General features: G+C 39.4%; 26 protein-coding genes. 11 read left to right on the forward strand and 15 right to left on the reverse strand.

The genetic code is table 11. The annotated features are described in order from the left end of the window. Positions 1-30: 30 nt before the first annotated feature. Positions 31-909 carry a helix-turn-helix domain-containing protein gene (locus CBM24_RS10610; protein WP_088161188.1) on the reverse strand — a complete coding sequence of 293 codons (879 nt, stop codon included), beginning with the start codon at positions 907-909 and terminating at the stop codon, positions 31-33. A gap of 461 nt (positions 910-1370) precedes the next feature. On the opposite strand from CBM24_RS10610, the gene CBM24_RS10615 reads away from it, so the two are divergent. Both CBM24_RS10615 and CBM24_RS10620 read left to right on the forward strand, forming a co-directional pair. After that, the gene (locus CBM24_RS10615; RefSeq protein ID WP_157698424.1) at positions 1371-2255 is read left to right on the forward strand and encodes an AraC family transcriptional regulator; all 885 of its coding nucleotides are present in this window, start codon (positions 1371-1373) and stop codon (positions 2253-2255) included. Between the two features lie 132 nt (positions 2256-2387). After that, on the forward strand, positions 2388-3539 hold the full coding sequence (locus tag CBM24_RS10620; RefSeq protein WP_088161190.1) for an iron-containing alcohol dehydrogenase: 1152 nt from the start codon (positions 2388-2390) through the stop codon (positions 3537-3539). 153 nt (positions 3540-3692) lie between these two features. Here the strand turns inward: CBM24_RS10620 and CBM24_RS10625 are convergent, their stop codons facing one another. Beyond that, positions 3693-4106 carry a hypothetical protein gene (locus tag CBM24_RS10625; protein WP_088161191.1) on the reverse strand — a complete coding sequence of 138 codons (414 nt, stop codon included), beginning with the start codon at positions 4104-4106 and terminating at the stop codon, positions 3693-3695. A gap of 12 nt (positions 4107-4118) precedes the next feature. Further along, a complete protein-coding gene (locus tag CBM24_RS10630; protein ID WP_075992143.1) occupies positions 4119-4898 on the reverse strand; it encodes an AraC family transcriptional regulator in 780 nt (259 codons plus the stop codon). Between the two features lie 92 nt (positions 4899-4990). Between CBM24_RS10630 and CBM24_RS10635 the strand changes: the two genes are divergently transcribed. The 6 genes from CBM24_RS10635 (at position 4991) to CBM24_RS10660 (ending at position 10836) form a co-directional block, all read left to right on the forward strand. Next, positions 4991-5242, forward strand: coding sequence for a hypothetical protein (locus CBM24_RS10635; RefSeq protein ID WP_075992144.1), 252 nt, complete (start codon positions 4991-4993; stop codon positions 5240-5242). Further along, positions 5229-6563, forward strand: coding sequence for a TolC family protein (locus CBM24_RS10640; protein ID WP_088161192.1), 1335 nt, complete (start codon positions 5229-5231; stop codon positions 6561-6563). The genes CBM24_RS10635 and CBM24_RS10640 overlap by 14 nt, the downstream gene beginning before the upstream one ends. Positions 6564-6573: 10 nt before the next feature. Beyond that, a complete protein-coding gene (locus tag CBM24_RS10645) occupies positions 6574-7620 on the forward strand; it encodes an HlyD family secretion protein (RefSeq protein ID WP_075992146.1) in 1047 nt (348 codons plus the stop codon). 2 nt (positions 7621-7622) lie between these two features. Beyond that, entirely contained in the window at positions 7623-9212 is a 1590-nt protein-coding gene (locus CBM24_RS10650) for an MFS transporter (protein ID WP_088161193.1), read from the forward strand. A 274-nt stretch (positions 9213-9486) separates the two neighbouring features. Continuing rightward, positions 9487-10074, forward strand: coding sequence for a Crp/Fnr family transcriptional regulator (locus CBM24_RS10655; protein ID WP_088161194.1), 588 nt, complete (start codon positions 9487-9489; stop codon positions 10072-10074). Between the two features lie 54 nt (positions 10075-10128). Further along, the gene (locus CBM24_RS10660) at positions 10129-10836 is read left to right on the forward strand and encodes an MBL fold metallo-hydrolase (protein WP_088161195.1); all 708 of its coding nucleotides are present in this window, start codon (positions 10129-10131) and stop codon (positions 10834-10836) included. A 90-nt stretch (positions 10837-10926) separates the two neighbouring features. Here CBM24_RS10660 and CBM24_RS10665 read toward each other — a convergent pair whose 3' ends face one another. Further along, positions 10927-11397, reverse strand: coding sequence for a DinB family protein (locus CBM24_RS10665; protein WP_088161196.1), 471 nt, complete (start codon positions 11395-11397; stop codon positions 10927-10929). A 124-nt stretch (positions 11398-11521) separates the two neighbouring features. Here CBM24_RS10665 and CBM24_RS10670 point away from each other — a divergent pair, with 124 nt between their 5' ends. Then, positions 11522-13162: a hypothetical protein gene (locus tag CBM24_RS10670; RefSeq protein WP_157698425.1), complete on the forward strand. Its 1641-nt coding sequence runs from the start codon at positions 11522-11524 to the stop codon at positions 13160-13162. A gap of 187 nt (positions 13163-13349) precedes the next feature. On the opposite strand, the gene CBM24_RS10675 is transcribed toward CBM24_RS10670, so the two are convergent. After that, positions 13350-14291 carry a hypothetical protein gene (locus CBM24_RS10675; protein ID WP_088161198.1) on the reverse strand — a complete coding sequence of 314 codons (942 nt, stop codon included), beginning with the start codon at positions 14289-14291 and terminating at the stop codon, positions 13350-13352. A 9-nt stretch (positions 14292-14300) separates the two neighbouring features. Beyond that, positions 14301-14780: a hypothetical protein gene (locus CBM24_RS10680; RefSeq protein WP_075992154.1), complete on the reverse strand. Its 480-nt coding sequence runs from the start codon at positions 14778-14780 to the stop codon at positions 14301-14303. Between the two features lie 274 nt (positions 14781-15054). Between CBM24_RS10680 and CBM24_RS10685 the strand changes: the two genes are divergently transcribed. Continuing rightward, positions 15055-15801 (forward strand): DNA polymerase beta superfamily protein, encoded by a 747-nt coding sequence (locus tag CBM24_RS10685; protein ID WP_075992155.1) that lies wholly within the window; start codon positions 15055-15057, stop codon positions 15799-15801. Then, positions 15798-16865, forward strand: coding sequence for a DNA polymerase beta superfamily protein (locus CBM24_RS10690; RefSeq protein ID WP_088161199.1), 1068 nt, complete (start codon positions 15798-15800; stop codon positions 16863-16865). Before CBM24_RS10685 ends, CBM24_RS10690 begins: the two co-directional genes overlap by 4 nt. 122 nt (positions 16866-16987) lie before the next feature. Here CBM24_RS10690 and CBM24_RS10695 read toward each other — a convergent pair whose 3' ends face one another. The 9 genes from CBM24_RS10695 to CBM24_RS10735 form a co-directional block, all read right to left on the reverse strand. Beyond that, on the reverse strand, positions 16988-17752 hold the full coding sequence (locus CBM24_RS10695; protein ID WP_075992157.1) for a LytR/AlgR family response regulator transcription factor: 765 nt from the start codon (positions 17750-17752) through the stop codon (positions 16988-16990). After that, positions 17733-18695, reverse strand: a complete 963-nt coding sequence (locus tag CBM24_RS10700) for a sensor histidine kinase (protein ID WP_198386089.1) — start codon at positions 18693-18695, stop codon at positions 17733-17735. The genes CBM24_RS10695 and CBM24_RS10700 overlap by 20 nt, the downstream gene beginning before the upstream one ends. A gap of 176 nt (positions 18696-18871) precedes the next feature. Further along, positions 18872-19270: a DoxX family protein gene (locus tag CBM24_RS10705; RefSeq protein ID WP_088161201.1), complete on the reverse strand. Its 399-nt coding sequence runs from the start codon at positions 19268-19270 to the stop codon at positions 18872-18874. Positions 19271-19296: 26 nt separating this feature from the next. Next, positions 19297-20340 (reverse strand): alpha/beta fold hydrolase, encoded by a 1044-nt coding sequence (locus CBM24_RS10710; protein WP_088161202.1) that lies wholly within the window; start codon positions 20338-20340, stop codon positions 19297-19299. A 43-nt stretch (positions 20341-20383) separates the two neighbouring features. Next, positions 20384-20824, reverse strand: coding sequence for a hypothetical protein (locus tag CBM24_RS10715; protein ID WP_088161203.1), 441 nt, complete (start codon positions 20822-20824; stop codon positions 20384-20386). Then, positions 20821-21801: a heme-binding domain-containing protein gene (locus CBM24_RS10720; protein ID WP_088161204.1), complete on the reverse strand. Its 981-nt coding sequence runs from the start codon at positions 21799-21801 to the stop codon at positions 20821-20823. Before CBM24_RS10720 ends, CBM24_RS10715 begins: the two co-directional genes overlap by 4 nt. A 127-nt stretch (positions 21802-21928) precedes the next feature. After that, positions 21929-22702 (reverse strand): DUF1223 domain-containing protein, encoded by a 774-nt coding sequence (locus CBM24_RS10725; RefSeq protein WP_088161205.1) that lies wholly within the window; start codon positions 22700-22702, stop codon positions 21929-21931. A gap of 33 nt (positions 22703-22735) precedes the next feature. Continuing rightward, positions 22736-23194 carry a protein-disulfide reductase DsbD N-terminal domain-containing protein gene (locus CBM24_RS10730; RefSeq protein WP_088161206.1) on the reverse strand — a complete coding sequence of 153 codons (459 nt, stop codon included), beginning with the start codon at positions 23192-23194 and terminating at the stop codon, positions 22736-22738. 136 nt (positions 23195-23330) lie between these two features. After that, on the reverse strand, positions 23331-24629 hold the full coding sequence (locus tag CBM24_RS10735) for an epoxide hydrolase family protein (protein ID WP_088161207.1): 1299 nt from the start codon (positions 24627-24629) through the stop codon (positions 23331-23333). Positions 24630-24982: the final 353 nt, after the last annotated feature.

The raw sequence follows: 24982 nt of genomic DNA on the forward strand, positions 1-24982 counted from the left end.
TAACGATTATCAAACTAAAACTTAAGAATTTCAAATCTCAGATTCCCGGAGCGATTTCGGGTTTGTTCCCGTCAGTTTTTTAAAGAAGTTATTGAAATAAGTAGGATATTCAAATCCCAGTGCGCTGGCTATTTCTGAAATATTCCAGTCTGTGTGCAACAGCAGGGCTTTAGCTTCTGTTAGGATTCTTTCTGAAATCAGCGTCGTTGTAGATTTGCCCGTAATTTCTTTTACAGCACGATTCAGATAGTTGACATGGATGTTGAGGTTTTGTGCATAATCTTGCGCTGTTCTCATTTTGAGCGGACTTGCAGGTGTTTCGATTGGAAATTGACGTTCTAATAGTTCCAAAAACACCGATGCGATACGTGCTGTACCATTCTTGGTAGGGGTATACACTTCTGACGGTTGAAGTTTAAGGGCTTCGTGAATGATCAAGTTGATGTAATTGCGTATGAGTTCGTCTTTAAACGTATAGTCACTTTCTTGCTCTTCGATCATCTTCTCGAAAAGTGTGTTAAGGAACAAGCGTTGATCCTCCGTGATTTTTAAGACCGGCGTACCTCCGATTTTAAAGAACGGCGATTGCTGCAAGCTTTCCGCGCGGTCGGCCTGTCTTAAAAAGTCTTCCGAAAACAAGCATGTATAACCTGCATAGGTCGTAGAAATGGTTTCCCAGGAATAGGGGATATGCGGGTTCCCAAAAAATAGTATCGTGCCTTCTTGTTCAAAGCTTTTATCTGCGTAATGAATCTTACTTTTACCAGTTGTAAGGCATATTTTAAAGAAATCTTTACGACTATAAACACGTGTAGCATTACTGTCATCCTCAATCTGAAATGCTTTAAAACCCTGCAATCTCAGTTCACTATTGAATTCAGAGACACTTCGGACTATTTTTGTTCCCATAGAACAAAGTTAAGAAATTCAAATATAACGTTGTATTTAGTGCAAAAACAACCTAAATAAACGGCTGTATTATCTCAGTGCTAAACTCGACCTTTTTTTATTTTTATCAAACCAATCACTTCAAGCATTTGTCTATTTATTGACGATCGATTCAATTTAGGAAGTTTAGTTTCGGTTGATTTAATTGTATGGTCAGGTTTAAGGCCTGGCCATTTTTAAGCTTAGGTTTAGGGATTGGGCTTTTAGAAAGTATACTCCGATCCATAAAGGATTCGTTTATAATTTAGTTAAGGGGCTAGTCGAAAGATTAGTCCTTTTTTTTTAAAATTAAGGAACGATTCTCACTGGATAACGTTCATTGAAGAGCTTCGGATGTTCTGATGTGAAGGAGAAAATAGGCTTTCTATTCACGCTCGCTTGACGAAAAAGTAAATTTGACGAATTCAGAATAAATGCTTATCATGGCCTCTATGATAGTTTATCATCTAAAAGATATACAATATAAAGCTGAAAGGGCAATCACCCCTTTTCATATTTTTGATCTGGACAGGGAAGCCCTCGCCGCTTATAGAGAACCTCATACAAAAGACCATTTTTGCCTTTTGTTTGTCAAAAAAGGTCGGCTCGATCTGCAGGTGGAAGACCGCCGTTATACCGTCAATGCACCTCATATATGTGTCATCTTTCCCGGTCAGCTCTCCGCCAAAGAGTTGCTAAGCGACGACTTTGAAGGCAAATTGATCCTGTTTGACGAAGTACTATTCTGTTCGGATATCCTGAAAAACGAATTGAGTATTTACAACTACAATATCTCCGTAAAGCTCAATCATATTGAATTGCCCGAGGCAGAAACCTCAGAAATAGAGATGTTGCTGGAGCAGGTCGAAAAATCATATCAGGATTTAACATCGATCAAGAAGGAGCAAGCGCGTTTCTACATCAAAATCATCTTACTCAAATTGGTGGAATTTGTCCATACTAAATGGGGAAACAGCCAGCTCAGCAATGAAAACGCAAAGATCTATGGTAAATTTCTGGAATTGTTGGAAAGGCATTATAAAACGGAGCGTACCGTGAGCTGGTATGCAGAAAAATTACAGCTGTCTCCAAAAAAGTTAAATGAAATTACCCGCAAGATTGCAGGACTGACCTCCATAGAAACCATTCATGCGCGGATTATGAATGAAATCAAACAACTGCTGCTGTTATCCAACTATTCGCATAAAGAGATTGCCTTTGAACTCGGATTCAATTCACCTGCGGCACTGAACAAGTTTGTGCGCGCCAAACTGGATGAAACGCCAACCAATCTGCAGCAGCAATTGGCGCAAATGTATAAGACTTAAGTCTATTATGTGATTTGATATGGTTTTATCCTGCTGTTGTATTGGATCAAATGTATATCATATCGTAAGTAAAGTATAACATTTGGCTTCTTGGGCATAGTAACTTTGCATCAGAAATTTAATGTAAAATATATGAGCAAGTTATTTGTTGCCAGCGAAGTATTCCACGGGACTGGTACATTGTCGGAATTGAAAAATCTAACTGGAAAAAAAGCCATCATCGTAACTGGTGGTCAATCCATGAAAAAAAGCGGAACTTTGGACCGTGCCATAAGTTATTTGACCGAAGCAGGATTGGAAACTGCTGTTTTTGACGGTGTCGAAGAAGATCCATCATCAGCGACAAGCCTTCGAGGTGCTGCAGTGATGACTGATTTTCAGCCTGATTGGGTCATCGGTCTAGGAGGTTGCTCGGCAATTGATGCGGCAAAGATGATGTGGGTGTTTTATGAATATCCCGATGCAAATTTTGAAGCGATGACCCAACCTTTTAACGTTCCAACATTGCGTCAAAAGGCTAAATTCATTGCCATTCCATCAACAAGCGGTACAGGTACGGAAACCACAGGATTGGCTGTGATCACTGATCGGGAAAAAGGAGTGAAGTATCCAATCGTATCGTATGAATTGACGCCGGATATCGCTATTGTCGATGGAGAGATTTGTGCCACGATGCCTGCACATATTACCTCCAATACTGGTTTAGATGCTCTTACACACTGTGTGGAAGCCTATGTGTCCAACATCGAAAATAACTATGCCGATGCCTTGGCTAAAGGGGGACTGGAAATTGTTTTCGAAAATCTGGAAGAGGCGGTCAATAACCCGACAAACATTAAAGCACGCCAAAATATGCACGATGCATCTTTTATGGGCGGACTGGCTTTCAACAATGCCTGGTTGGGTATTGTCCACTCTCTCTCGCATCAGGCAGGTGCACTCTACGGCGTCCCTCACGGAGCTTCCAATGCGATATTCTTGCCTAATGTGATCCGTTTTAATCAGACAGCTACAACAAGATATCCTGATTTGGCTAAACTTGTCGGTAGAGATTCGGCCGAAGGATTGGCACAGGAAATTGAAAAACTAAGAGCTGCGGTCAACAATATTGGCTCCCTTAAGGCATTTGGCATTTCCAAGGAAGACTGGGAAAAAAATCTGGATTATATGGCCCAAAATGCTTTGCAAGATCCATGTACTGGCTTTAACCCGCGTAAGCCTAGCCTACAGGACCTAAAAGACCTTTATAGCGCTTGCTACGAAGGTGTGATTTACGAGAATTAATCGAACAGACCACAGAAAGCGGTTGTAGCGAAAGTGCGCAATCGCTTTCTTCTGAATAAAAAGCACTGCTCCAGCTGAAACCGCAACCAATATCTTATAAACGAAACTAAGTTTCAATCGTTTAAAATAAAAGATGCTGTATCGATAAAGATGCTATCGATTGAGGATGATCGCCATTTTGTCTTCTTCGGGCATGGACATGACCAGTACTTGGGGAATAAAGCAATACGCTATTCCATCAATCTTCGAGATATCCATATCGACATAGTTAATCATGGAATCAATTTTAACCCCGTATTTTATAAGAGAAGAATAAAGTTCATTGGTCACCTTTGTTGCTTGCTCAATGCCGCCCATGCATTCAATTATACGGGGCGATGTTTGACTTAGAATACCTTCGATATCTCCGGAAATAGACGCTTTTGTCATGGTTGAAAGTGCTTCCCTAAACTGCGGATCTTTTTGAGCAGAGCTTATATGGTGAAAAATAGTAAATAATGTAATTAACAAAAATGTTCTTTTTCGCTGAATGTTTTTAAACTTGTTGAACCAATTGTTGCTTTGCATAATGGAAAGAGGCTATTTCGTTTTAAATTCCGTAGGTCTCATATTGGTGAGCAGATAAAAGTTATTGCTAAAAGCCGCTATATTTGAATAGCCAATCTCGTAGGCAATCTCAGTCATATTGAAATCTGTATCGTTGATTAATTCCATTGCCTTAATAATTCGTAGCATTTTTAAGTACTGAACAAATGTAATGTGCAATTTATGCTGGAATAATCTGGTGAGACTGCGAACACTCATTCCTGATTGCTGAGCAATCATCGCTAAACTTAGATTTTCATTTAACCGATTTCTAAAACTGTCGATTATGGTATTGAGCCTTTGATCGTCTGTTGTAGGAAGTTGTATGGAGAATTTTTTGAGATTTTCTTTTGATAATACGCCTTTCAGCGTATTTAAAAATTCATACTCCCACGAACCTTTGTAATAATCACCTTGCCACTTCTCACTAAATGAGAGCATTTCTGCCAGGAGCTTACTCACTGGATAAATGCCCAATTCCTCATAAAAATTACCAGCACTTTCTTCCGGAAAATAGATATTGATAATAAACAGGTCCTGCGTATTGAACATCAGGTTGTGCCGATAATTTTTTGGTATCCAAATATAATGATTTGAGGGAATATAGAAGTCCTTTTCGTCAGTCTGCAAGTAAGCAATCCCGCCATAAACTAATAACAACTGAGCTTTATTGTGCTGGTGAGCAGGCAAACGCTGCTCCGTTTGCTGTCGCATCACGAGGATTGAATCAGGGTTTTGATCAACAATATGTATTATTTGACTAAGAATTTCCATGTGGCCAAATTTAATAAATATTAGGCTAATTATATGAAACCATACTTCGCCATGCTGGATAATTTTGCCGTGTAAATAATAGTAAAGTCATTATGAAATATAAAATTATAACATCTCACAAAGATTTTAAACTTGAAACACAAGCTCAAAAATCTGATAATAAATCACATCATTCAGATGAAGAAATTGACAGTGCATATATCTTCTGGTTTGCTTATGGGTATAACTATGCTTTTATGCCAATGGTAGATTTAACTTTTGCCTTTGATGAATTGAAAAAGATCGTAAAACCATGGCTAGTAAAAGGAAAGAAATATATAAAGAAAACCGATGAAACAATATAGAACAGTCCCTATTTTGGGCATATTGTTAGCCCTATTTGTACAATCACTCTATGCCCAGCATATAGAAAATGCGCGGGTATTAAGTTTGGAAGAAATTTGGAAAGTAGCCGAAACAAATAACCGTCAACTGAAACTATCCGACCTACATCTCCAGCAGAGCAATTTAGAAATATTGGAAGCGAAAGACCGTTTGTTGCCGGAACTTTCGGTTGGTGGAGATGCAAAACTCAATTCCAAATTCCTGATCTATGACAATGGATTATTTTCTTCTCCACAGGATGTGCCTGTAAAAGGTTATGGTTATGGCGTGGGTTACAACCTGAACGTCAATCTTTACAATGGTGGTAAAGACAAAAGAAACATTGTCATGAAAAAGGAAGAAGCGGTACGCATACAATATGAAGTTGATCTGCAAAAGCACAGTGTAAAATATAATGTTGCAGCGGCTTACTTTGATCTATACAAGTTTCTGCATTTCCATGATTTTCTTGATGCAGAAATCGGCGCAGAAAAAAAACAACTGGCACTCGTAGAAAGCCTGCATAAAAACGGCACTGTGCTAAAGAGCGATGTATTGAGAACCTCCGTAAAATTAGCTCAACTGGAGCTCAGCCTTTCTGATGTTACGAAGAAGATTGAAATCGCTAAACAACAGGTCAATATCCTGATGGGGCGTGAAAATGATGCTGAGCTGGCAATAAAATACCAAGATACAATCGAGTTAAGCGCTATCACTGAAGGTGACTATGAGGATTATGTAGACATCGCTTTTAACAAATCGCCGGCATACAAGATCGCCTATAGCACTGTCAAATTGAGCGAAATGAACATCAAGCAGGTAAAAGCGATGCTGTTACCTAAAGTCTCCTTGTATTCAACTTACAATTACACCTATCCGCAGATTTCATTCTATCCGTATTCTAATGATTTATGGGGATTTGGTCAGACAGGGGTTAAAGTCCAGTTTTCTATCGATAATCTATACAAAAGCAAGCATTCCATCGCTCATGCCCAAGTGGTCAGTAATGAGGCAAGAGAAAAAGCGAACATTAAAAAAGATGAAATCTATCTTCAGGTAAAAGAAGCTTATTTGCAGCGGCAACAGGCTTTGGAGAGTATGGAAACAGCGGAGCAAAATATCATTAAAACCGCCGAAACTGTTCGTGTTATCAGAAGTAGCTACATAAACCAGGAATCACTTCTTACCGATCTTCTAGAAGCCGAAAATGCTTTACTGGAAGCTAAGTTTAATCTGACAACGGCACAAACAAACGTCAAACTTACGCATATCAGGCTATTGGCAATTATCGGAATTCTTTAATACAAATATCATGAACAAAAATAAAACAGATAAAATTGTTGTAAGCTTAACCAAATGGTTTGGTATCACATTATTCGTAGGAATCATTATTTGGGCAGTAGCTTATTTTTTTGAGGGATATCGCTATGAACAGACCAACGACGCTCAGATTGATGCCTATCTTTCCCCGATAAACGCAAAAGTAGGGGGCTATATCCGTAAAATATATTATAAGGACAATCAGCAGATTAAAAAGGGCGATACACTTGTGGTGATTGAATTGGATGAGTACGGGCTGAAAAGAGATGCTGCGTCCGCAGAACTCATGAGCTCACAGGCAAAATTACCGATCTTGGCGGCAAGCGAAGGAACGCAGGTTAAAAGTATTGCAGTCATCAAAGCCCAATTGGGAGGTGCTAGAGCGCGATTGAATCAGCAGCAAAAAGAATTTGACCGGTATAAAAATCTACTGGCGGACGAATCGACCACACAACAAAAATTCGACAACATCAGTGCTACTTTATCCATCACCCAATCAGATTATGACCAGACAAAAGCTTCTTTACAGGTCGCCGAATCTAAACTAAACGATTTCAGGGTACAGCGCAATGCCATAGAGGCAGAGATAAAGATAAAAGAAGCACTTCTCGAAAGACAAGAATTGGACATTAGATATACCGTTATCACAGCACCTTTTGATGGACAAATTGGGAAGAAGACCATTCAGGCAGGACAACTGATACAGCCCGGACAGACTTTGGCATTCTTGGTGAACAGAGCCGAGGAAAAGTGGGTAATGGCAAATTTTAAGGAAACACAGATTGGGAAATTCAAAATCGGTCAAGCGGTATCTGTTGAAGTCGATGCTTTTCCAAATGAAAAATTCACAGGTACAATCGAATCCCTTTCGCCAACCACAGGCTCCCGTTATTCGTTGCTTCCGCCAGATAATGCTACCGGTAATTTTGTTAAAATCATCCAACGTATTCCTGTTCGGATTAAACTGACCGATATGTCCGAAAAATTAACTAAGCTTTCTGCCGGAATGAATGCGAATGTTTACGTTTTAAAAAACTAACGATGCAAGCACATAAAATACCAATTTTTAAATCCTGGGTATCAGAATGGATGGCAAGGTCCGTCATATTTGCTATTCTCATGAGCAGTCTGTTTAGTTTTGCCTTTTACGGAAGTCCGGTTGCTGCGATGGGCTTTTACGGAATACAAGCTACCGATGTACAATATGGTATGGTCGTTATTTATGGTTCTACCGTAGCCTTTCTGGCTCTGGATTTTAGAATCGTAAAATATTTCGCACCAAGGGAATATCTACTGCTGGCACTTGCGGTAAATGCACTATGTGCTGTGGTCTGTTTTTATTTCAGAGATTGGGCATTATTTGTTTTCTGTCAGTTTTTGCAGGGTATTACCTGTGCATTGATGTCGGGAATTGTGTTACAGCTTATTTTTCCACGGTTACAGTCTGTACGTGCCCGTGTGATTGCTTATAGTCTCCTTTATGGCAGTATACAAATCGCTGTACCATTTTACTCCATCTATATCAGTGTCATCATTCATTTCTTTGATTTCAACTGGATATTCTACGGATTTATTATTGTAGTCATTATGCTGACAGGTGTTGTTTTACTTACCATGAACAGTAAGGCCCGGTTTACTAGAAAAATACCTCTGTATCAGGTGGACTGGATAGGCTATTTATTTTATGTGTCTTTTATCTTGATAGTTGGATACATCCTTGTGTACGGACGACAATTGGGATGGTTTGATAGTTCATTAATCAGTACACTTTGTTTAGTTATTTTAATTATTCTTTCTCTTTTTATTAGCAGAGAATTGAAACTTAAGCGACCATTAATCAATTTACAGATCTTTAGAACAAAGAATTTCGTTATTGGGCTTTTGCTTCTTTTTACCTTTTATATCTTTAAAGGAAGTACTGGGCTTGCCTATGGTTATCTTGAAGCGATTTTAGGAAACCATCCACTGAGTACCATTCCGATATGGATTGCCGTAATTGTTGGAACTGTTTTGAGTATGTTTATCATTTCCCGATTTGTCTTGATGGGCTATAACCTGATCCGGATGATTATTGTTGGTTTTGGGTTGATGGCAGTATATTATGCCTATATGATACTATTTGTTTCTGTACAGGGCGAAACAGCCGATTTCCTTCTGCCCATGTTTATTTATGGTGTGGCAACAGGTGTATTGTTTGTTCCGATTGTTTCATTTGCGGCATCGTCGGCGCCTTCCAAAATCGCCGTCCATGCCTCTCTGATTGGTATATTTTCAAGGTTCATAGGCTTTACAGCTAGTCTGGCACTTAATAATGAGCTTCAATTATTTGCAAAATCATCCGTAAGGGAAAAGGTGCGGGAATCGCTCACCGAAACCAGCCCTCAATTGCCTGTTACCTTACTGCATATTCAAAACCAGTACATAAATGCAGGCAGTGATATGTATACGTCAAAAACAGTATCTTCCGGCTATTTTAATCAAATGATCGGTCAGCAAATATTGGCTCGCGCTATCAGGGACTATTATGATCTGATGTTGACAGGTTTGATTTTTGTCATCATTATTCTGCTGCTTTTGCCTCAAATTCAACATGTTGTTTTGAGATTAAGAAAAGGAAATGTTCCTTATTAAGGTATTGTTATTTCAGAAATTATCAAAGCAAAGTATTATGTAATTCCAAGGCCGGGATCGAACACTTGGCGCATGAGCCTATAGGCTACAAGATTACGCAACCGATTTCGTTTGAAGGAAATTTTCTGATCCCAAATTTTATAAATAATTTGTCGTAATGACGCCTTTTTTAGCAGTCAAATGTGTTAATGCAATTATTCTTAATTTTGTATGCCGGATTTGGTATAGGCTCCAAATTTTTTAAGATCAGCAATAGAGGACAAAATAAGATGATATGACGGATGTGCTTGAAAAATATCTATTCTCGATAGAGATGTTGTCTGCTGACGAAATAAATTTTTCTGTTCAGTTCTTCAAATCACTTGGTTTGAAGAAGGGTGATTTTTTTATTCATATGGACGAACCCTGTCGTCATATTGGATTCATATCCTGTGGTGCGGTAAAAGCATATGCTATTGACAAGGAAGGTAAAGAAAATATAACCTGCTTTAAATTTGAAAATGAATTTGTAACCTCATTCCCTGAGTTTGTCGCTCAGGAAAAATCCAGAAGGAGCATCAGGGCTGTGGAAGATAGTATAATCCATAGGATAAGCTATACTGATTATCAATACCTGCTTGGTCAAGTGAATTCTTGGCACAAGGTTATACAAGCTGTGATGGAACGGGAATATAGCCAAAAGGAACAATATCTCCTGAATTACAATAATAAGTCAGCTCTGGATAAATATCACTATATTCTTTCGAATGAACCCAAGCTTGTTCAGCGCATAGCGACACAGGACCTGGCATCCTATTTGGGCATTACACAGAGATCTCTTACACGGGCGAAGGGACAAATACACAGCCCCAAAGTATTATAGGACAAATGTCCTTATGTATTTCTGTTCAGTGATATAGATTTGCACAAAAAAGCTATGTTACATCAAATTGCCCAAGAAGTGTTCCATGTTCCATTGATGCCACGAAACAGTATCAACTGCTATATTGTAGAGGGTGTATTGGTTGATTGTGGGATACGAAGTTCATACAATGTGCTGAAGGATGCCCTTCAGAAAATACCTGTCCACCAACATGTACTTACGCATGCGCATGCAGACCATCAGGGTTGTAGTGATCAGCTCTGTGATGAGTTTGGAATACCTTTACTTTGCCATGGAAATGAAGTGGCTAGGACAGAAACAGGTATGGTAACCAATGACTACCCAAATCCCAAACATTGGATCGCAAAACTTCAACAAAAATACTGGGCAGGACAGGGTCACAAAGTCGACAGTACACTCGTTGAAAATGATAGCATCGGAAACTTTCGGGTCATAGAAACTCCAGGTCATTCAAGCGGTCATATTTCTTTATTTCGTGAGCGAGATGGTGTATTGATAATCGGGGATGCCGCTACAAATATGAACCTGCTCACAACAGTGACTGGCCTAGGGCTCCCTCCAAAAATATTCACGTCGGATCAACAGCACAATATTAGATCGCTTCAGAAGTTGGCAGGACTGAATCCCTCCATCATATGTTTCGGTCATGGCCCGGTGATGCGAAATACGGACCGAAAGTTTGAGCAATTTGTAGCGGAATGCGTATCGTTGTTCAATTCGCGAACCACGGCCCCTGTATGAAAGTAAAAAACAAAATAAGAAGTTCCTTATTTCTTGAGATGCTCTAGTGAATTTTTCAAATTCAGAACTTTTATGAAAACTGGAAACATCTCATTGCCTTAGAAGTTTTAAGTAAGTTAATATTATTCCGCTGTGCTCGGCTTCGTGAAAGTTAGCCGCTTGAAGCGCCTGGATGTGATTATTGATGGAGAAGCCAATTGGTAAGCTGAATGGTTGGTATTCAACAAATATACCCGATGCTAAATCTTTACTAAGTTGGTTTACTGTATAAAGCAATAGATGTTTTATTTCATCAAGGTCTGGCGTATTTTTCCAAGTACGCGGTGCAGTTCCAATTTTGAACGTTTCCATAAAATCCTGTGATATATGCATTGGAAGTCCACTACGCATATACATATGTCGCTGTTGGGAAGTGATACAGTGACCAATTTGCCAAACGATATTATTGTTAAAGCTTTCTGGAATCTTAAATAATATGTTATTATCAACTGTTTCTATTAATTGTAATAACCTGGTTCTGCTAGCTTTTAAAATTTCAAATTCAAATAATTCATTCATCATAGTATTGGTTAATATTTTAAATTAATTTAATAAAATCATTGTGAATTTCGTCTGATATGCATATATTAACGAGTAAATATTCAAAGTCCTGTTAATAAATGTTCTAAACCAAAATCTTATAATTGTGATTCATCTCAAACTAAATATACACTGTAAGATTTTGGTATTTATTTTTTTTCTTTCTAGCTGTACACCTGTAAATAGACCAATAGCTAAATTAAATAAGTTTACTCAAGGGGGAATGAATCAATTGACAAATGATTCATTAGGACTAAAGATTGATTTCTATGGGAACGCAAACCTCGGATCTAAGTATATAGATTTAAAAGATGTCAGGTCTGTTTTTCGAAAGAGAAAAATAAAGTTTCCATCAAAGAATATTGTTTTGTGGGGTACATATGATGTGACAAGAAACCCGATGTATTTTGTGGGTAGTTTGGAAACTTTTTTAAATGTCTCAAAGTTCACTGCAGATACTTCTATGTATCATTGTATTTATTATCGAAGTATTCAGAAAAATAGAGATAATATAATAAGTAGTGTAGCGATCCCATATAAAAAAGATTCATTTCTTTTGATTAGCGAGGTTAGGACGGAAATCACCGATATGCAAGAAAGTGCTAAGGATGTTTTAAACAGCATAAAAACTTCATACAATTTTTTGGCTTACGGAGCAAAATTTGTCGAGCAAAAACCAGATGAAGAACCCGATTATTTTAGTATAGCTGAATCAGCTTTTAAAGATAGGGGATATGTTAACTATGTATATCCAAGAGATACCTTAGAAAAGCTTGTTCTGGAAAACGAAAACAGCCAATTTGCGAACGAATTATTTAAATCATATAGTTCGTTTCTTGGTGAAAGTGTTCAATATGATAGCGCGACTAAACAAGAACAACAAGCAGTCGAAAAAACGGCTGTTACAATCGACGAGATAGTCGAAAAAATTAAGGCACATCGAGTGCTTATGTTTAATGAGAATCATTTACAACCACGCTGCCGTTTGTTAATCAATCTTTTGCTACCAAAACTTTCCAAAGAAGGTTTTAATGTCCTGGCTTTAGAAAGTCTATCCGAAGATGAAGACCGGATTAATAGATTGGGATTCCCAAATGTTGAGAGTGGATTTTACACTAGGGACCCTAATATGGCGAATCTCATTAGAACGGCAAGAATTTATGGCTTAAAAGTGATTGGATATGAAGATTTTGGCAATGCAAGTCAAAGAGATCTTCAACAAGCTAAGAATCTTATTCAAAAAAGTGAAATCGCTACAAAAAATCAAGTTAAAGTTATTGTATTAGCCGGAGGAGGACATATTGAAGAGGGGGATACCGGAGAAAATAAAAGTATGGCTCAGTATTTTAAGAAACTGACTAAAATTGATCCCTATACGATTAATCAAGTTAAATTTTTAGCTATGCAAGAAATTAACGATTCAATATACGTTATGGATAACAAGGTGTTGAATGGTAATGACTTGTATTTATCAAATAATCTGAATAGCGATAAAATAGTGATTGGATCCAATGATTTAAATCGAAGATATCTTCTATTAAGTACTGATTCGACCAAATCAGGCAAATCTGCCATTTACATCTATCATGAAAAGGAATATCAATTGGATAAAACAGCGATCCCAGTTTACTTGTCACTTTCTCAAGAGGATTCATTACAGATAGAGCTTCCAAAGGGAATATATAGATATCTCAAGAGAGATTACTATGGGGCTATAATTCATCAAGAAATTATTGAAGTGGAATGATAAACTGATATGAGTTTTGGTCAGAAGAACTGGAAGCCGCAACTTATCGGTGTATTTTGGGAGCACTGTAAATTTTTTCTTGAAATACTTCTTCATTTAAATCATATCAATCTTGAAGGGTAATTCGAATAGATAACCAATAGTTAAACTTAGGAGTCCGCTTTTAAATTTAGGCATTAAAATTAAATTACTCAGCGATCATCACCTTTTCCTCCCTGATATTATTTAGAAAATCCGTGTATTTTATGGGTAGCTTTTTTCTGTGGTAATAAAAATAGAAGTCAAATGAGCCCCCGATGATTCCCTTATCCGGAGCATATACAAATCGATCAATTCCTCGCTCAAAATCATAATTATACTCATGTTGTGTCCAATCGACATAGGTCCAAAACTGATATCCCGTTCCATGCTGTGCTAAGGTGATTTTTTTGGATAGGTATTCTCTTCTGTCCCGGGACCAATCTAAAAAGGAGAGCGGGTCTTCACCTATCAGATATAAAGGGAATTGTAAACTAGGATAAGCGCCTTTAAAAATTTTTTCGAATTGAAGTACACTATAGGTCGAATCTTGGGTATTGATAGTCCCATAGACATTCGTAAAAGCTTGCGGACGATTGCGGACTGCATAAAACTGTAACAAACAATACTTTGGTGCATAGTAAGTATCTCCTTTTTTTATAATTAGCTTATACGCATTATAATACTTTGTTGTTTGCTTCACCGTGTTGTTGAAGTACGATAACGTATTTTTTTTATGAAGCTCTTCCAGATCTTTAAAGTTAATCATTGAAGAACGAACAGTATCGGGGTTGATTTCATACCAATCTTCTGAACCATCTAAATGAGGTAGAATGGAAAATAGCATGATATTATAATCATGTTGTCCATTATATATACCCTTGTTACCAATAAACGTCTGTACCCTACTCATTACATTAAAAAGATGCACTTCACGCTTGATCTTATATAGCGGATAGGTGTTTAACCTAAAGGATGACGTTACAAACTCTTTGGTATCTTCTTCAAAAAGGAAATATTTGGTCTGACTAAATCCTTCAGTATAGAATAATAGGTAGATAACGATCAACCAAATTTTATTGCACTTTGTTCTAAGCTTAACAATGTTCATTTTTGACTGTTATTTGAATTCACCATCCCATTTTAAAGTGATTCTGTTCCCTGCATTGGTCTCGAATTTTAAAATTTCTCTATTCCCATATTTTTTGGTTACCAATGTTCCCTTGGTAACGTTGATTCTGTCGGTTTGTCCGTAATCTTCCTCTAATTTATAGGATACATCTATAGCATTATTTTTCACAATCGTTGAGACAGAATTGATAAAATAGCTGCCAGAAGAAAGTTGATTGTTACGGGTAAAGAACAGTAATTTTATGCTATTTTTACTAGTCGCAGAGCTAAAAGTGTACAGATGATTTATTCCGTCTACTAGCTTACCATCAACAATTAGATTTCCGATCGATGTTTGTTTAGATCCCTTATCAAAGGCATAAATAGCTTTGTTTACTGTAATTGTACCTATGCCGTTTTCTTTTTCTTCGTTTTTTTTACATCCGGTAAAAAAAGAGACTATAAAGATGACTGGAAATAAAAATTTCATATATGGTTTTATTGGGAAACTCAAATCTATATATTATTGAGTATTAATGCAAGTCGGTGTTTTAGGTTTGACGAATGAAAGAGTTGCTACCTTATGTTACGCAATCTATCTGCGTACTTTTATATTCCTATGTAAGGTTCGATTTTTCATGGAAAATTATATGCCTGATATTGAGTGATCTCCTGTTGTTTTTATGCTCTTTTTTTAATGCGCAAAAAGGCTTCAGTATCGCAATTGATCTTTGTGTTAATGAAAAATTAAAAAACACGAAGAAATGAAAGCACATATCATCAAAAAGCTCATGGAAATAGAAGCGAGCGAAGGAATACGTATACTTTTCGCCTGTGAATCAGGAAGTCGGGGCTGGGGTTTCCCATCAATCGACAGTGATTACGACGTACGTTTTTTTTATGTGCGAAAAGCGGAGGACTACACCCGCTTGTTTCCGCTGGCGACCGAAATGCGATTTCCAATAATCGATGACCTCGATATGGTAGGTTGGGACCTCTTTAAAGTACTCACATTATTGTATAAGAGTAATGTGAGTCCATTTGAATGGATACAGTCGCCAGTCGTCTATTACGAGTTTAACGGATTCAAAACAAGTTTTAGGACAATGATCGGAAATTATTTTGACGCACGTAGGCACGCCCATCATTATTTAGGGATTGTCCGTAGCAAAATTGAAGATCTCCAACGAGAAACGAATAAGCTCAAGAGCTTATTTTATATCCTAAGATCTTTACTTGCAGCAGACTGGAATATCACCTATCGCAGTTATGCGCCTATGACATTGGCAGAACTATCCGTATTATTGCCTGATGTTGTAAAAATGGAAGTGTTGGAATTGCAGCTGTTGAAGAGTCAAGTAGATGAGGGGTTTATATACAACTGTTCGGCGACCATAAGCAATTATATTGAAACAAGGTTAATAGATTTAGAGCATCAAGTAAAACAGGTTCCCGTATCTGTATCGGATAAGGAAGGACTGGAGAATTACTTTAAAACCGTATTAAGATGACTATAGACGAACTTCGAGATAGCGGGCTGATCCTGTTTAAGGCCGTTGTCGGTAGCCGGGCATATGGATTGGCCACAGCATCTTCCGATACCGATATAAGGGGGGTGTTTTATCTGCCCCTGGAATATTACTTGGGCGGTCAATATATTGCGCAGGTTGCAAACGCAAGCAATGATGAAGTTTACTATGAGCTTGGGCGCTTTGTGGAGCTTCTTTCAAAGAGTAATCCTACTGTATTGGAGCTTTTGGCTAGTCCTACCGATTGCATACTATACAAAGATCCTCTGTTTGATCAATTTAAAATGCAGGATTTTATCACCCGAGAGGCCGCAATGACCTTTGCGCAATACGCCATGGTACAGGTGCGGAAGGCAAAAGGATTGAACAAGAAAATCAACAATCCGATGGATCGAGAACGTAAAAGTTTACTGGATTTCTGCTTTATCATAGCTGGTAATGGTAGTTTATCGTTAAGAGCCTGGTTAAGCAAGCAGTTGTGGAAACAGGAAAACTGTGGTTTAGCGAAGATCGAACATGCAAAGGGGATGTATGCCCTGTATTATGATGAGACTCAGACTTTGGGTTACAAAGGCATCGTTGCTACATCAGAGAGCACTGAGGTTTCCTGCAGTTCTATCCGTAAGGAAGAAACACTTTGTGCGTACCTCTTTGTTAATCACGAAGCTTACTCTTCGTATTGTAAGTCCTATAATGAATATTTTAGTTGGGTTTCAGAACGCAATGAAGCGCGCTTTCGAGGGACAATGAATCACGGGCAGGGCTATGATGCCAAAAATATGATGCATACCATACGTCTATTGCAACAGGCAAAAGAGATTTTGTCTAAAAGTGAACTACAGGTACAACGTTTCAATAGGGAAGAGCTCCTGCGCATCAAAAATGGTGCTTATAGCTATGATGAACTTTTTGTCTGGTCGCAAGAGCTCTTTCAGGAAGTGCAGGAACTCTGCTTGCACAGTTTACTTCCGGCAGTGCCAGATCAGGATAAGCTAATGCAGCAATTGGTTGACATGCGTAAGCAGCTTTATCAGATCAAGCTATAATTCCTAATGCAAGGATCTAATCTGTTATTCCAAATGATCTTACGAACTTTAAATTAGATCGAAGACCAAAACATGTTAACTTTTAAGTGGACATATTCAAGCATAAAGCGGACATTTGTATCTTAACGATCTTCCAGCCAACTGAGGAACTGGGCGGTCTTTTCTTTGCCTATAAGCAGCTTATGGTCTGTGTGGACAGTCAATTTGACATATAGTTTCCTGGCGAAATAATGTTCAACCTCTTTAACGGCCGAAAAACTGATTAAATACTGTCTGTTCAGCCGAAAAAAATCTTTGCCAGATAATTGGGTGGCCAGCTGATCCAGGGATTGACTGAGATCAAAATGCTCACCCTTAAAAGTCACCATGGTCGGAGAGGTGTAGTTAATATAGATAAAAGCAATATCTTCTGTCTTCACCGTCATGTACTTATTGTTTTTGAACACGAGAAAGCTCTTCTTTTTATTGTCTTCGCCACTGATCTTCTGGATCAGTTCAACAAGATTATTTTCGGTGGTTTTCTGAAAGAAATTCTTGAAATTATCTACCTTTTCAAAAGCGTTTTTTAAGTCTGTTTCTGAAAAGGGTTTAAGTAGATAATCAATTCCGTTCTCTTTTATAGCCTCCATTGCGTATTCACCAAATGCTGTGCAAAAGATGACAGGACATACAACCTTTACCGACTTGAATATATCAAAACTGATCCCGTCAGAAAGTTGTATATCCATAAAGATAAGATCCGGCGTGGCACTGTCAGAGAGGTAATCTATAGCTCCTTCAACGCTCTGGATCTTTGCCATGATCTTAGACTCTGGACGAAGTTTCGATATCAGGTTCTCGAGGGAACGGGCAGCTTTAATCTCGTCCTCAATTATTAGTATGTTCATATATAATGGGAAGTTTTATAGTAAATGTTTCAGTATCCATTAGGATACTGATCTCCTTTTCGGATAGATGAAGATAACGCTGGTTGATATTTTCAAGTCCTAAACCGGTAGAAGGTTCCGGTATTTTCCTGGGCTGTATATTATTGCTGACAATAAGGTAATCACCTTCCTGCCCAATGGATATATGTAGGGGTTTCTCAAGTGAAACTATATTATGTTTAATGCAGTTCTCTACCAAGAGCTGCAATGTAAAAGGAGGAATAAAACTTCCATAAATTTCACGTCCTAGATTCATTGAAACAACTAAACCTTCCTCAAAACGTGCTTTTAATAGGTAAATATAGGAGTCCATGATCTGTAGCTCCTCTCCGAGTGGAAGTAGGTTCAGTTTGAGGCTGCCCAAAGTAAACCTGTAAAAATCAGCAAGCTTGATGATAAATTCCGCTGACTGAGTGTCATTGCTTTCCACCATGTATTTTAACGTGTTGAGACTGTTGAACAGAAAATGCGGATTTACCTGCTGTTTTAAAAGCTCATACTGTGCTGCGAGGTTCGCGGACATCGAACGCTCAAGTTCCCGTACCACCTGCTGGTTGAGATAAGTCTGGTATAGGAGATGTATAAACATATAGAAAGTCAGGTTGATGAGTACACCTCTGACCTCATACATCAGCATTTTAGGTCCAAAATTGAGATGTGAAAGGATGTAATACTGTATTGAGGAAAGTACGAACATCAATACCAAACCAACTCCTAAACCTCTGAAAAGTTGAGGTGATATCACATTTTTGCTGCCCGTTTTCTTTGTATAGGCTGGTATCGAATAGATATTGTAATACCAGATCAAAAGGGCAAAACCCGTGGTTACACCAAAGTCGGCAATACCCTCAGAAAGAATAAAATTATGGTCCACAATCTTTGGGATAGATGTTAGTATACCCAATGATATTGAACTGATCCAGATTAGTTTATGGGATATACAAAAAAAGGTGTCTTCATACTTTGCTCACCGTTGTTAAGCTGATAATGTTTTATATAATTTGCTGGTATTTCGGGCTGTTTGAAATGCCAGCAAATTAGCGAAAAATGTTTTATATCTAAATACCTGATACTTGTAATTTAAGTATTTAGATCTTTTGCTGTATAAATGACATGATTTATCCTATTAAATGAAAAATAGGTAACTGAAAGTATAGTAATGGCAACGCATGTATCGATTACGGAAGAAGGTTCAAGAACAGCAATTTTTGAGAAGAACGCAAAAATAATATCAAAATACATACCTGCGAAAACCCATTCCTTAAGCCTTTTAAATCTATTCGGGATCAGTAATATGATAACACCTAAAATTTTGAATACGCCGAGAATGTATATAAAATGCACTGGATAGCCTAATTTTTGTGTGATGTCCCATACTGCAAGGTTATGTGTCAGTTCAAAAAAGCCGCTGAGCCCAAACCATATTGATATCAGGATACTTCCTGTAAAATAAATCTTTTTGTATGTTGAATTTTTCATAATATTTTTTGTGATTAATTTCTTTATTATTTAGAAAGCGAGTCGGCCTCGATAATGGCATACGCAAATTCTATGGGAGCTTCCTGTGGCAGGTTGTGTCCGATCCCACCCGTCAGGTTATGGTGTTTGTACTTTCCTTTATATTTGGAAGCATAGTTTTCAGGGAGTGGAAACGCCGCACCGTTGGCATCACCTTCCAGGGTCACGGTCGGTACGGTGATATCCGGTGATTTGGCGAGCTTTGCTTCAAGTTCGTCGTATTGTTTCTCTCCGGGAGCCAGCCCCAACCGCCAGCGATAATTATGGATCACGATAGCAACATGGTCAGGATTTTCAAACGATTTGGCAGAGCGCTGATAGGTTTCCTCATCAAAAGACCATTTCGGGGAGGCTGTTTTCCAAATTAGTTTGTTAAAAGCCGCTGTATGTGCTTTGTAACCTTTGTAACCCCGCTCCGTTGAGAAATAGTACTGGTACCACCACAAGAATTCAGCAGCCGGTGGAAGTGGGATCTCATTTGTTTTGGGGCTCCCGATCAGATACCCGCTTACGGCTACGAGTGCAGAAACACGTTCCGGCCAGAGGGCAGCCATGATATCGGCAGTCCTGGCGCCCCAGTCAAAGCCCCCAACAACAGCTTTATCTATTTTCAGGGCATCCATGAAGGCGATGATATCGAGCGCCACAGCGGACTGCTGTCCGTTACGTACAGCCTTTGGCGAAATAAAGGTTGTTGTTCCGTAACCCCGGAGATAGGGCACAAGTACCCAGTATCCTTTTGCTGCAAGTAATTCAGCGGATTTTTCAAAACTATGGATATCGTATGGCCATCCATGGAGCAGTATAACGGGCTTTCCAGTTTTTGGACCGACCTCTGCGTAGCCTATATCAAGCAGTCCTGCCTTTATTTTTTTTGTATGCTGGAATGCGGAGTTTACGGTGTTGTCAGCCTGTACATGTTTATCCTGAGAAAGCTGTTGGGCGTGGACTAATGATACACCTGCTGTGGCAATCAGGGATAATGAGAGGGTGAAAATCACCTTTTTGCCAAAATTTGCTATTGTATTCATTGGATCTGTTTTTTGTCGATTTTAAATTATTGAGTTGAAGCTATCATTGTGGAAAATTTACGGGATCAGTATCCATTATGTCGGCAATACGCTGCTCTCTAGATTCCCCGGAGGGTATTTCACCATATTCTGTGGTATAGTCCAGTTTGCCATCGCCGCCGGCTTTTACCGTTTCTACACGCAAGAGTTCACCGTTTACTTTACTCCCAAAATATTGCGGATCTTCCATCATTTTATAGGTAACAAGCTTGAGGGAAACGCGGTCGTGACTATGTCGGGCTCCTTCCAGGAGGGACAGGGCTTCCTTATTCCCGTATAATGCCGACATCGTCTGCCTGTCCGTATTAAAAGATGATGAGATAAATTTCAGTTCGCCGGGTTCAAACATGAACCGTATTTTTCCATTCTCTTTATCTGATATGTTCTTGCTGCATGAGCCGAAGATTAAACTACATAGAAATAGTACGGATAAGATCTTTTTCATTTTTGGACAGTTTTTAAATATTGCTGGATCATTCTTTTGGAGCTCACTTTCGGCGGAACATTGAACAGGTAACCCGTCGATTCTGCGAGCTGCCTATGACAGCTGATACAGGACTGTTGGGCAAACAGTGCGGTCTTTCCGGTAGGTTTTAAATCTTGACCATTGAATTTCGCAAAACCCCAGCCTTCGGTTTCCTTATATGTTTTTCCGTCTTTTACCATGTACTGCATGTTTACGAAATCTCCGGGCACGATATCTCCATTGGATTTTCGGGTCTGTTTAAAAACCGCCTTGGCCACTGCACTGCCATCGGGCCAGGGGTGGAAGTTTTCCTCTTCGATAGCGCGGACTGCGATGTCATTTCCGTAAATTACGCGTATTGTATTGTCGATAAGCGTGCTCATCCCGATCACTTTCCAGTTCTTAAAATCGGCATTGTACGAGATTCCGTTCGGTGATACCGGGGCAAGGTCAGCTGTTGTTTCTAGTACGTTCGCAATACCCTGATGTGCAGGTGGCAAACCATCTTTTGCGGATAGCGAAAGGGTATACTGTTTTATGGTCGCTACTTCAACAGCAGATAGTTTTGAGTCCGGATGTGTGAGCGCATAGGAAGGCAGGGGCATCTTACCCGCGTTTACCATATTGTAAATGGCATAAAATTTACCTTTCTGTTCCGCATCGGATAGCTTATCCCACTCGGAAAAATTCATCACTTCCCGTGCACGGTTAATATCCCTGTTTACGATCCACGATACCGGGGCAATTTTATCAAAGAACGATAGCCGCTGCTCATTGGAATGGCAGTTGAAACAGGAACGTTCTAGGATAAGCTGGACCTGTTTAGGCACATTTCTGATATGTCCGGTTACGGCTTTTTGTTCAATGGTTCTATTGAAAAATTGAAGGGCGATAAGACCGACCACAATGCAGATGAATATGGCGGGTATCAGTTTGATTCGCTTTAGGAGTTTCATGATCTTTGCTCTTTTGTTATGTTAAAATTAAGGTAAAGTACTACCCTAGGGAAGCTCAAAACAGTTGGACCGGACATATTGCAGGTTGAATTCTTCTTTTGGACCCCCGAAGTGGACAATCTATTTCCTAAAGGTTTATGCTTGTGGCAGCTAGTATTTCTCCGGATTTCTTGTCCTGCTCGAAAGCGATGATTCCCCATGCATGACCGGTTTCCGGAAGTTTAAAAGAAAAACTGTCCTGGGCTTTAGTGCCCATGCTCTTCAGCTCGCGTACAACCTGCACATGGGAGAGGGCTTTGCCGGCGTTCTCTCCCGCAGATACCTGAGAGGAAGCGTGTTTCTGGACAAGAGCGACCAGGATGTCCGAATTTTTGGAGCTAGAGGATGATACATAAGCGACCTGGATATTTTTGCCTTCGGCTTTCAATACTTTTAAAGCAAGGGTTTCAGTATGTTGTTCCAGCATCGCGGACTGGATGCCGCTGATGACTTTGCCTGTTTCCGATCCGACCATTTCCTGTTTGCCATTGATGACCATTTGGGGGGTATATAAGGTACTTAGATTCATCCATGTGGCGTACTGTTTCTGTCTTTCGGTAAAACTGCTTTTGCTGAAGCGATCTTTCCATCCCTGATGATCCCAGTAATCGACATGAAAGGCCATGATATATAGTTTTTTATTCAGGTTATCCTTCTCAAGTTTTGCAATAAGCTCATCTGCGGGAGGGCAACTCCAGCAACCTTCTGAAGTAAAGAGCTCGACCACGGCGAAGCTTTTGTCGGAGTTGCTGCTTTTGATCTTTTGCAGGTTTTTATCATCATTGATACCCTTGGAGGCCATGATCAGGGCAATGATCAAAGGCAGGCTCAAAACGTATAGTATTTCTTTTATTGATTTCATGATCTAAATTTTTAAGCTGTTTATAGTTTGTTGTTAGTTGAAGATTTTTAAGGAGAAGCCGAAATCCTGTGGCGGAACACATACCTGATCGCTGCACTGCATAAACTGAATGGTTCCCCGGATTGTTCCATTTTTGCCCTTTAATCTGATCTTCTGACCGAACTCGACCTCATTTTCAAAATAGGTAACTGGCATGCCTAGAAGTTTATCAAACTTCAACAGTGGGCTGGGCTGGCTCACATTTCCCACCAATTGGTAAGATCTGTCAGGCTCGAATTTAAAATTCATCTTGATCGGGCTCTGGGTACTGTTGCCCAGTGCATACATATGCCATCCGGGGGCGATCCTGGCCTTCATCCGGATTTCTCCTTCTTCGGGGGATTTCCTTTTAAGCGTGCATTCCCATGTCACCTGACCGGATAAGGTCTGTCCTTTCGAATGTGAGCAGAACATCATTAGAACTGTCACTACTAAAATTGCTAATCTGTTCATTTCTATATTTTTATTTGTTAAACCTTAAATTCTTTGTACAAATAGACCGGAATTATGCCCTCGCTGCCACTGTAAACTGCTTGAAATAGACGTTTTAAGCTCTGAAATGGACAGTTTGGATCATAAAGGAAAATCATCACAGTTGATCCCGTAACGTTTTAAAAGCGTTCCTCATTTCCTGGGTGAAGAGCTCTGGCTGTTCCCATGCCGCAAAGTGCCCACCTTTTGGTGCGATATGATAATAGTATAAAGAAGGATAAGCCGCTTTCGACCAGCTTTCTGGTGCTTGATAGATTTCATGCGGAAATACTGAAATAGCTACAGGAATTTTTATGCGCTTTGTTTGCTGATGTTCGGAACTGAAATTGTTGTTATTATTTTCCCAGTAAAAGCGGGACGAGGATGCTCCGGTATTAGTTAGCCAATACAATGTTATATCGTCAAGGATCGCATCGCGGCTAATCACCTTTTCTGGCTGGAGGTTACTTTCTGACCACTCAGCGATCTTTTCGTATAAAAACGCTGCTAGTGCAGTTGGAGAATCAGAAAGCAAATAGCCTGTAGTTTGTGGCCTAGTCACCATCATTCCGCCATACGCTGCGTTTCTGCCAAAGAAAGTGCGCATTGAATTATAAGCCTTTATTTCTTCTGGAGAAAGACTTGTCGGAGCGGGATCACCGGCGTTGATTGGTTTTACCAGGTCTGCAGGGATTGTGGCCGGCATGGTCAGGTGGATACCCAATAGCCCCGAAGGAGCCTGTCTGGCAAGCGCGTCGGAGATTACAGACCCATGGTCTCCACCTTGAGAAACATATTTTGTGTAGCCCAGACGTTTTACCAAAATATCCCAGGCTTTGGCAACACGGTCAGGGTTCCAGCCAAGTTCTTTAGGGATTTCGGAAAATCCATATCCTGGAATTGCGGGAATGATAACATCAAAGGCATCTTCAGCTTTACCACCGTATTTGACGGGATCTGTCAGTGGGCCTATAGCATCAATAAATTCCAAGGGTGATCCTGGCCATCCATGTGTAAGGATAAGGGGTAAGGCACCTTTTTCCTTTGAACGCACGTGGATAAACTGTATGTCAAGTCCATCAATCTTGGTGACAAACTGTGGCAGCGCGTTCAGTTTGTTTTCAAGCTTACGCCAGTCATAGCCATTTCCCCAATAATTGATCAGTTCTTTTAACTGGGCTAGTTGTATGCCCTGTGATTCATCGTTTACCGTTTCGCTATCTGGAAACCGGGTCTCCGAAATACGTCTTTTCAGTTCATCAAGTTTAGCCTGTGGAATATTGATCTTGTAGGGTCTGATACCAGTTTCTGAGTTTACGCTCTCCGTTTTTGCTATGGTGCGCTGTGCATTTGTAATTGTAGGAATACATAGTGCGCATGTCGCTACCATAAGGATTGTTGTTATTTTTGTCTTCATTTCTTTTTTGTTTTAGATTTTACGATCTGATTTCTTTTGTTGCAACAAATGTATGTTGGTCGGCGTGGGTGTTAAACGGAGAATAGGTTCAAGTGGACATATTCACAGGTGAGCTGGGAGTTTTAAAGCTCGAACAGGAAGTTCCATTTTTATAGATCGGATTGAAAGTAAGATATCGGCAGATAAAAGAACCGGCTATGAAGGATTTTGATAGAAAGCATTGTCCTGTAATCAACGTAGAGGTACTTTTCTATGAAACTATATGAGCCGCGGAATTGACTAATTCACTTACAAAATTGTCCGGTTCAACTGTTTTGGGTATGTACTGCTTTGAGGATCGTTTTAAGTTTGCT

It is taken from the genome of Sphingobacterium sp. G1-14 (assembly GCF_002196555.1).
Taxonomy (GTDB): Bacteria; Bacteroidota; Bacteroidia; order Sphingobacteriales; family Sphingobacteriaceae; genus Sphingobacterium; species Sphingobacterium siyangense.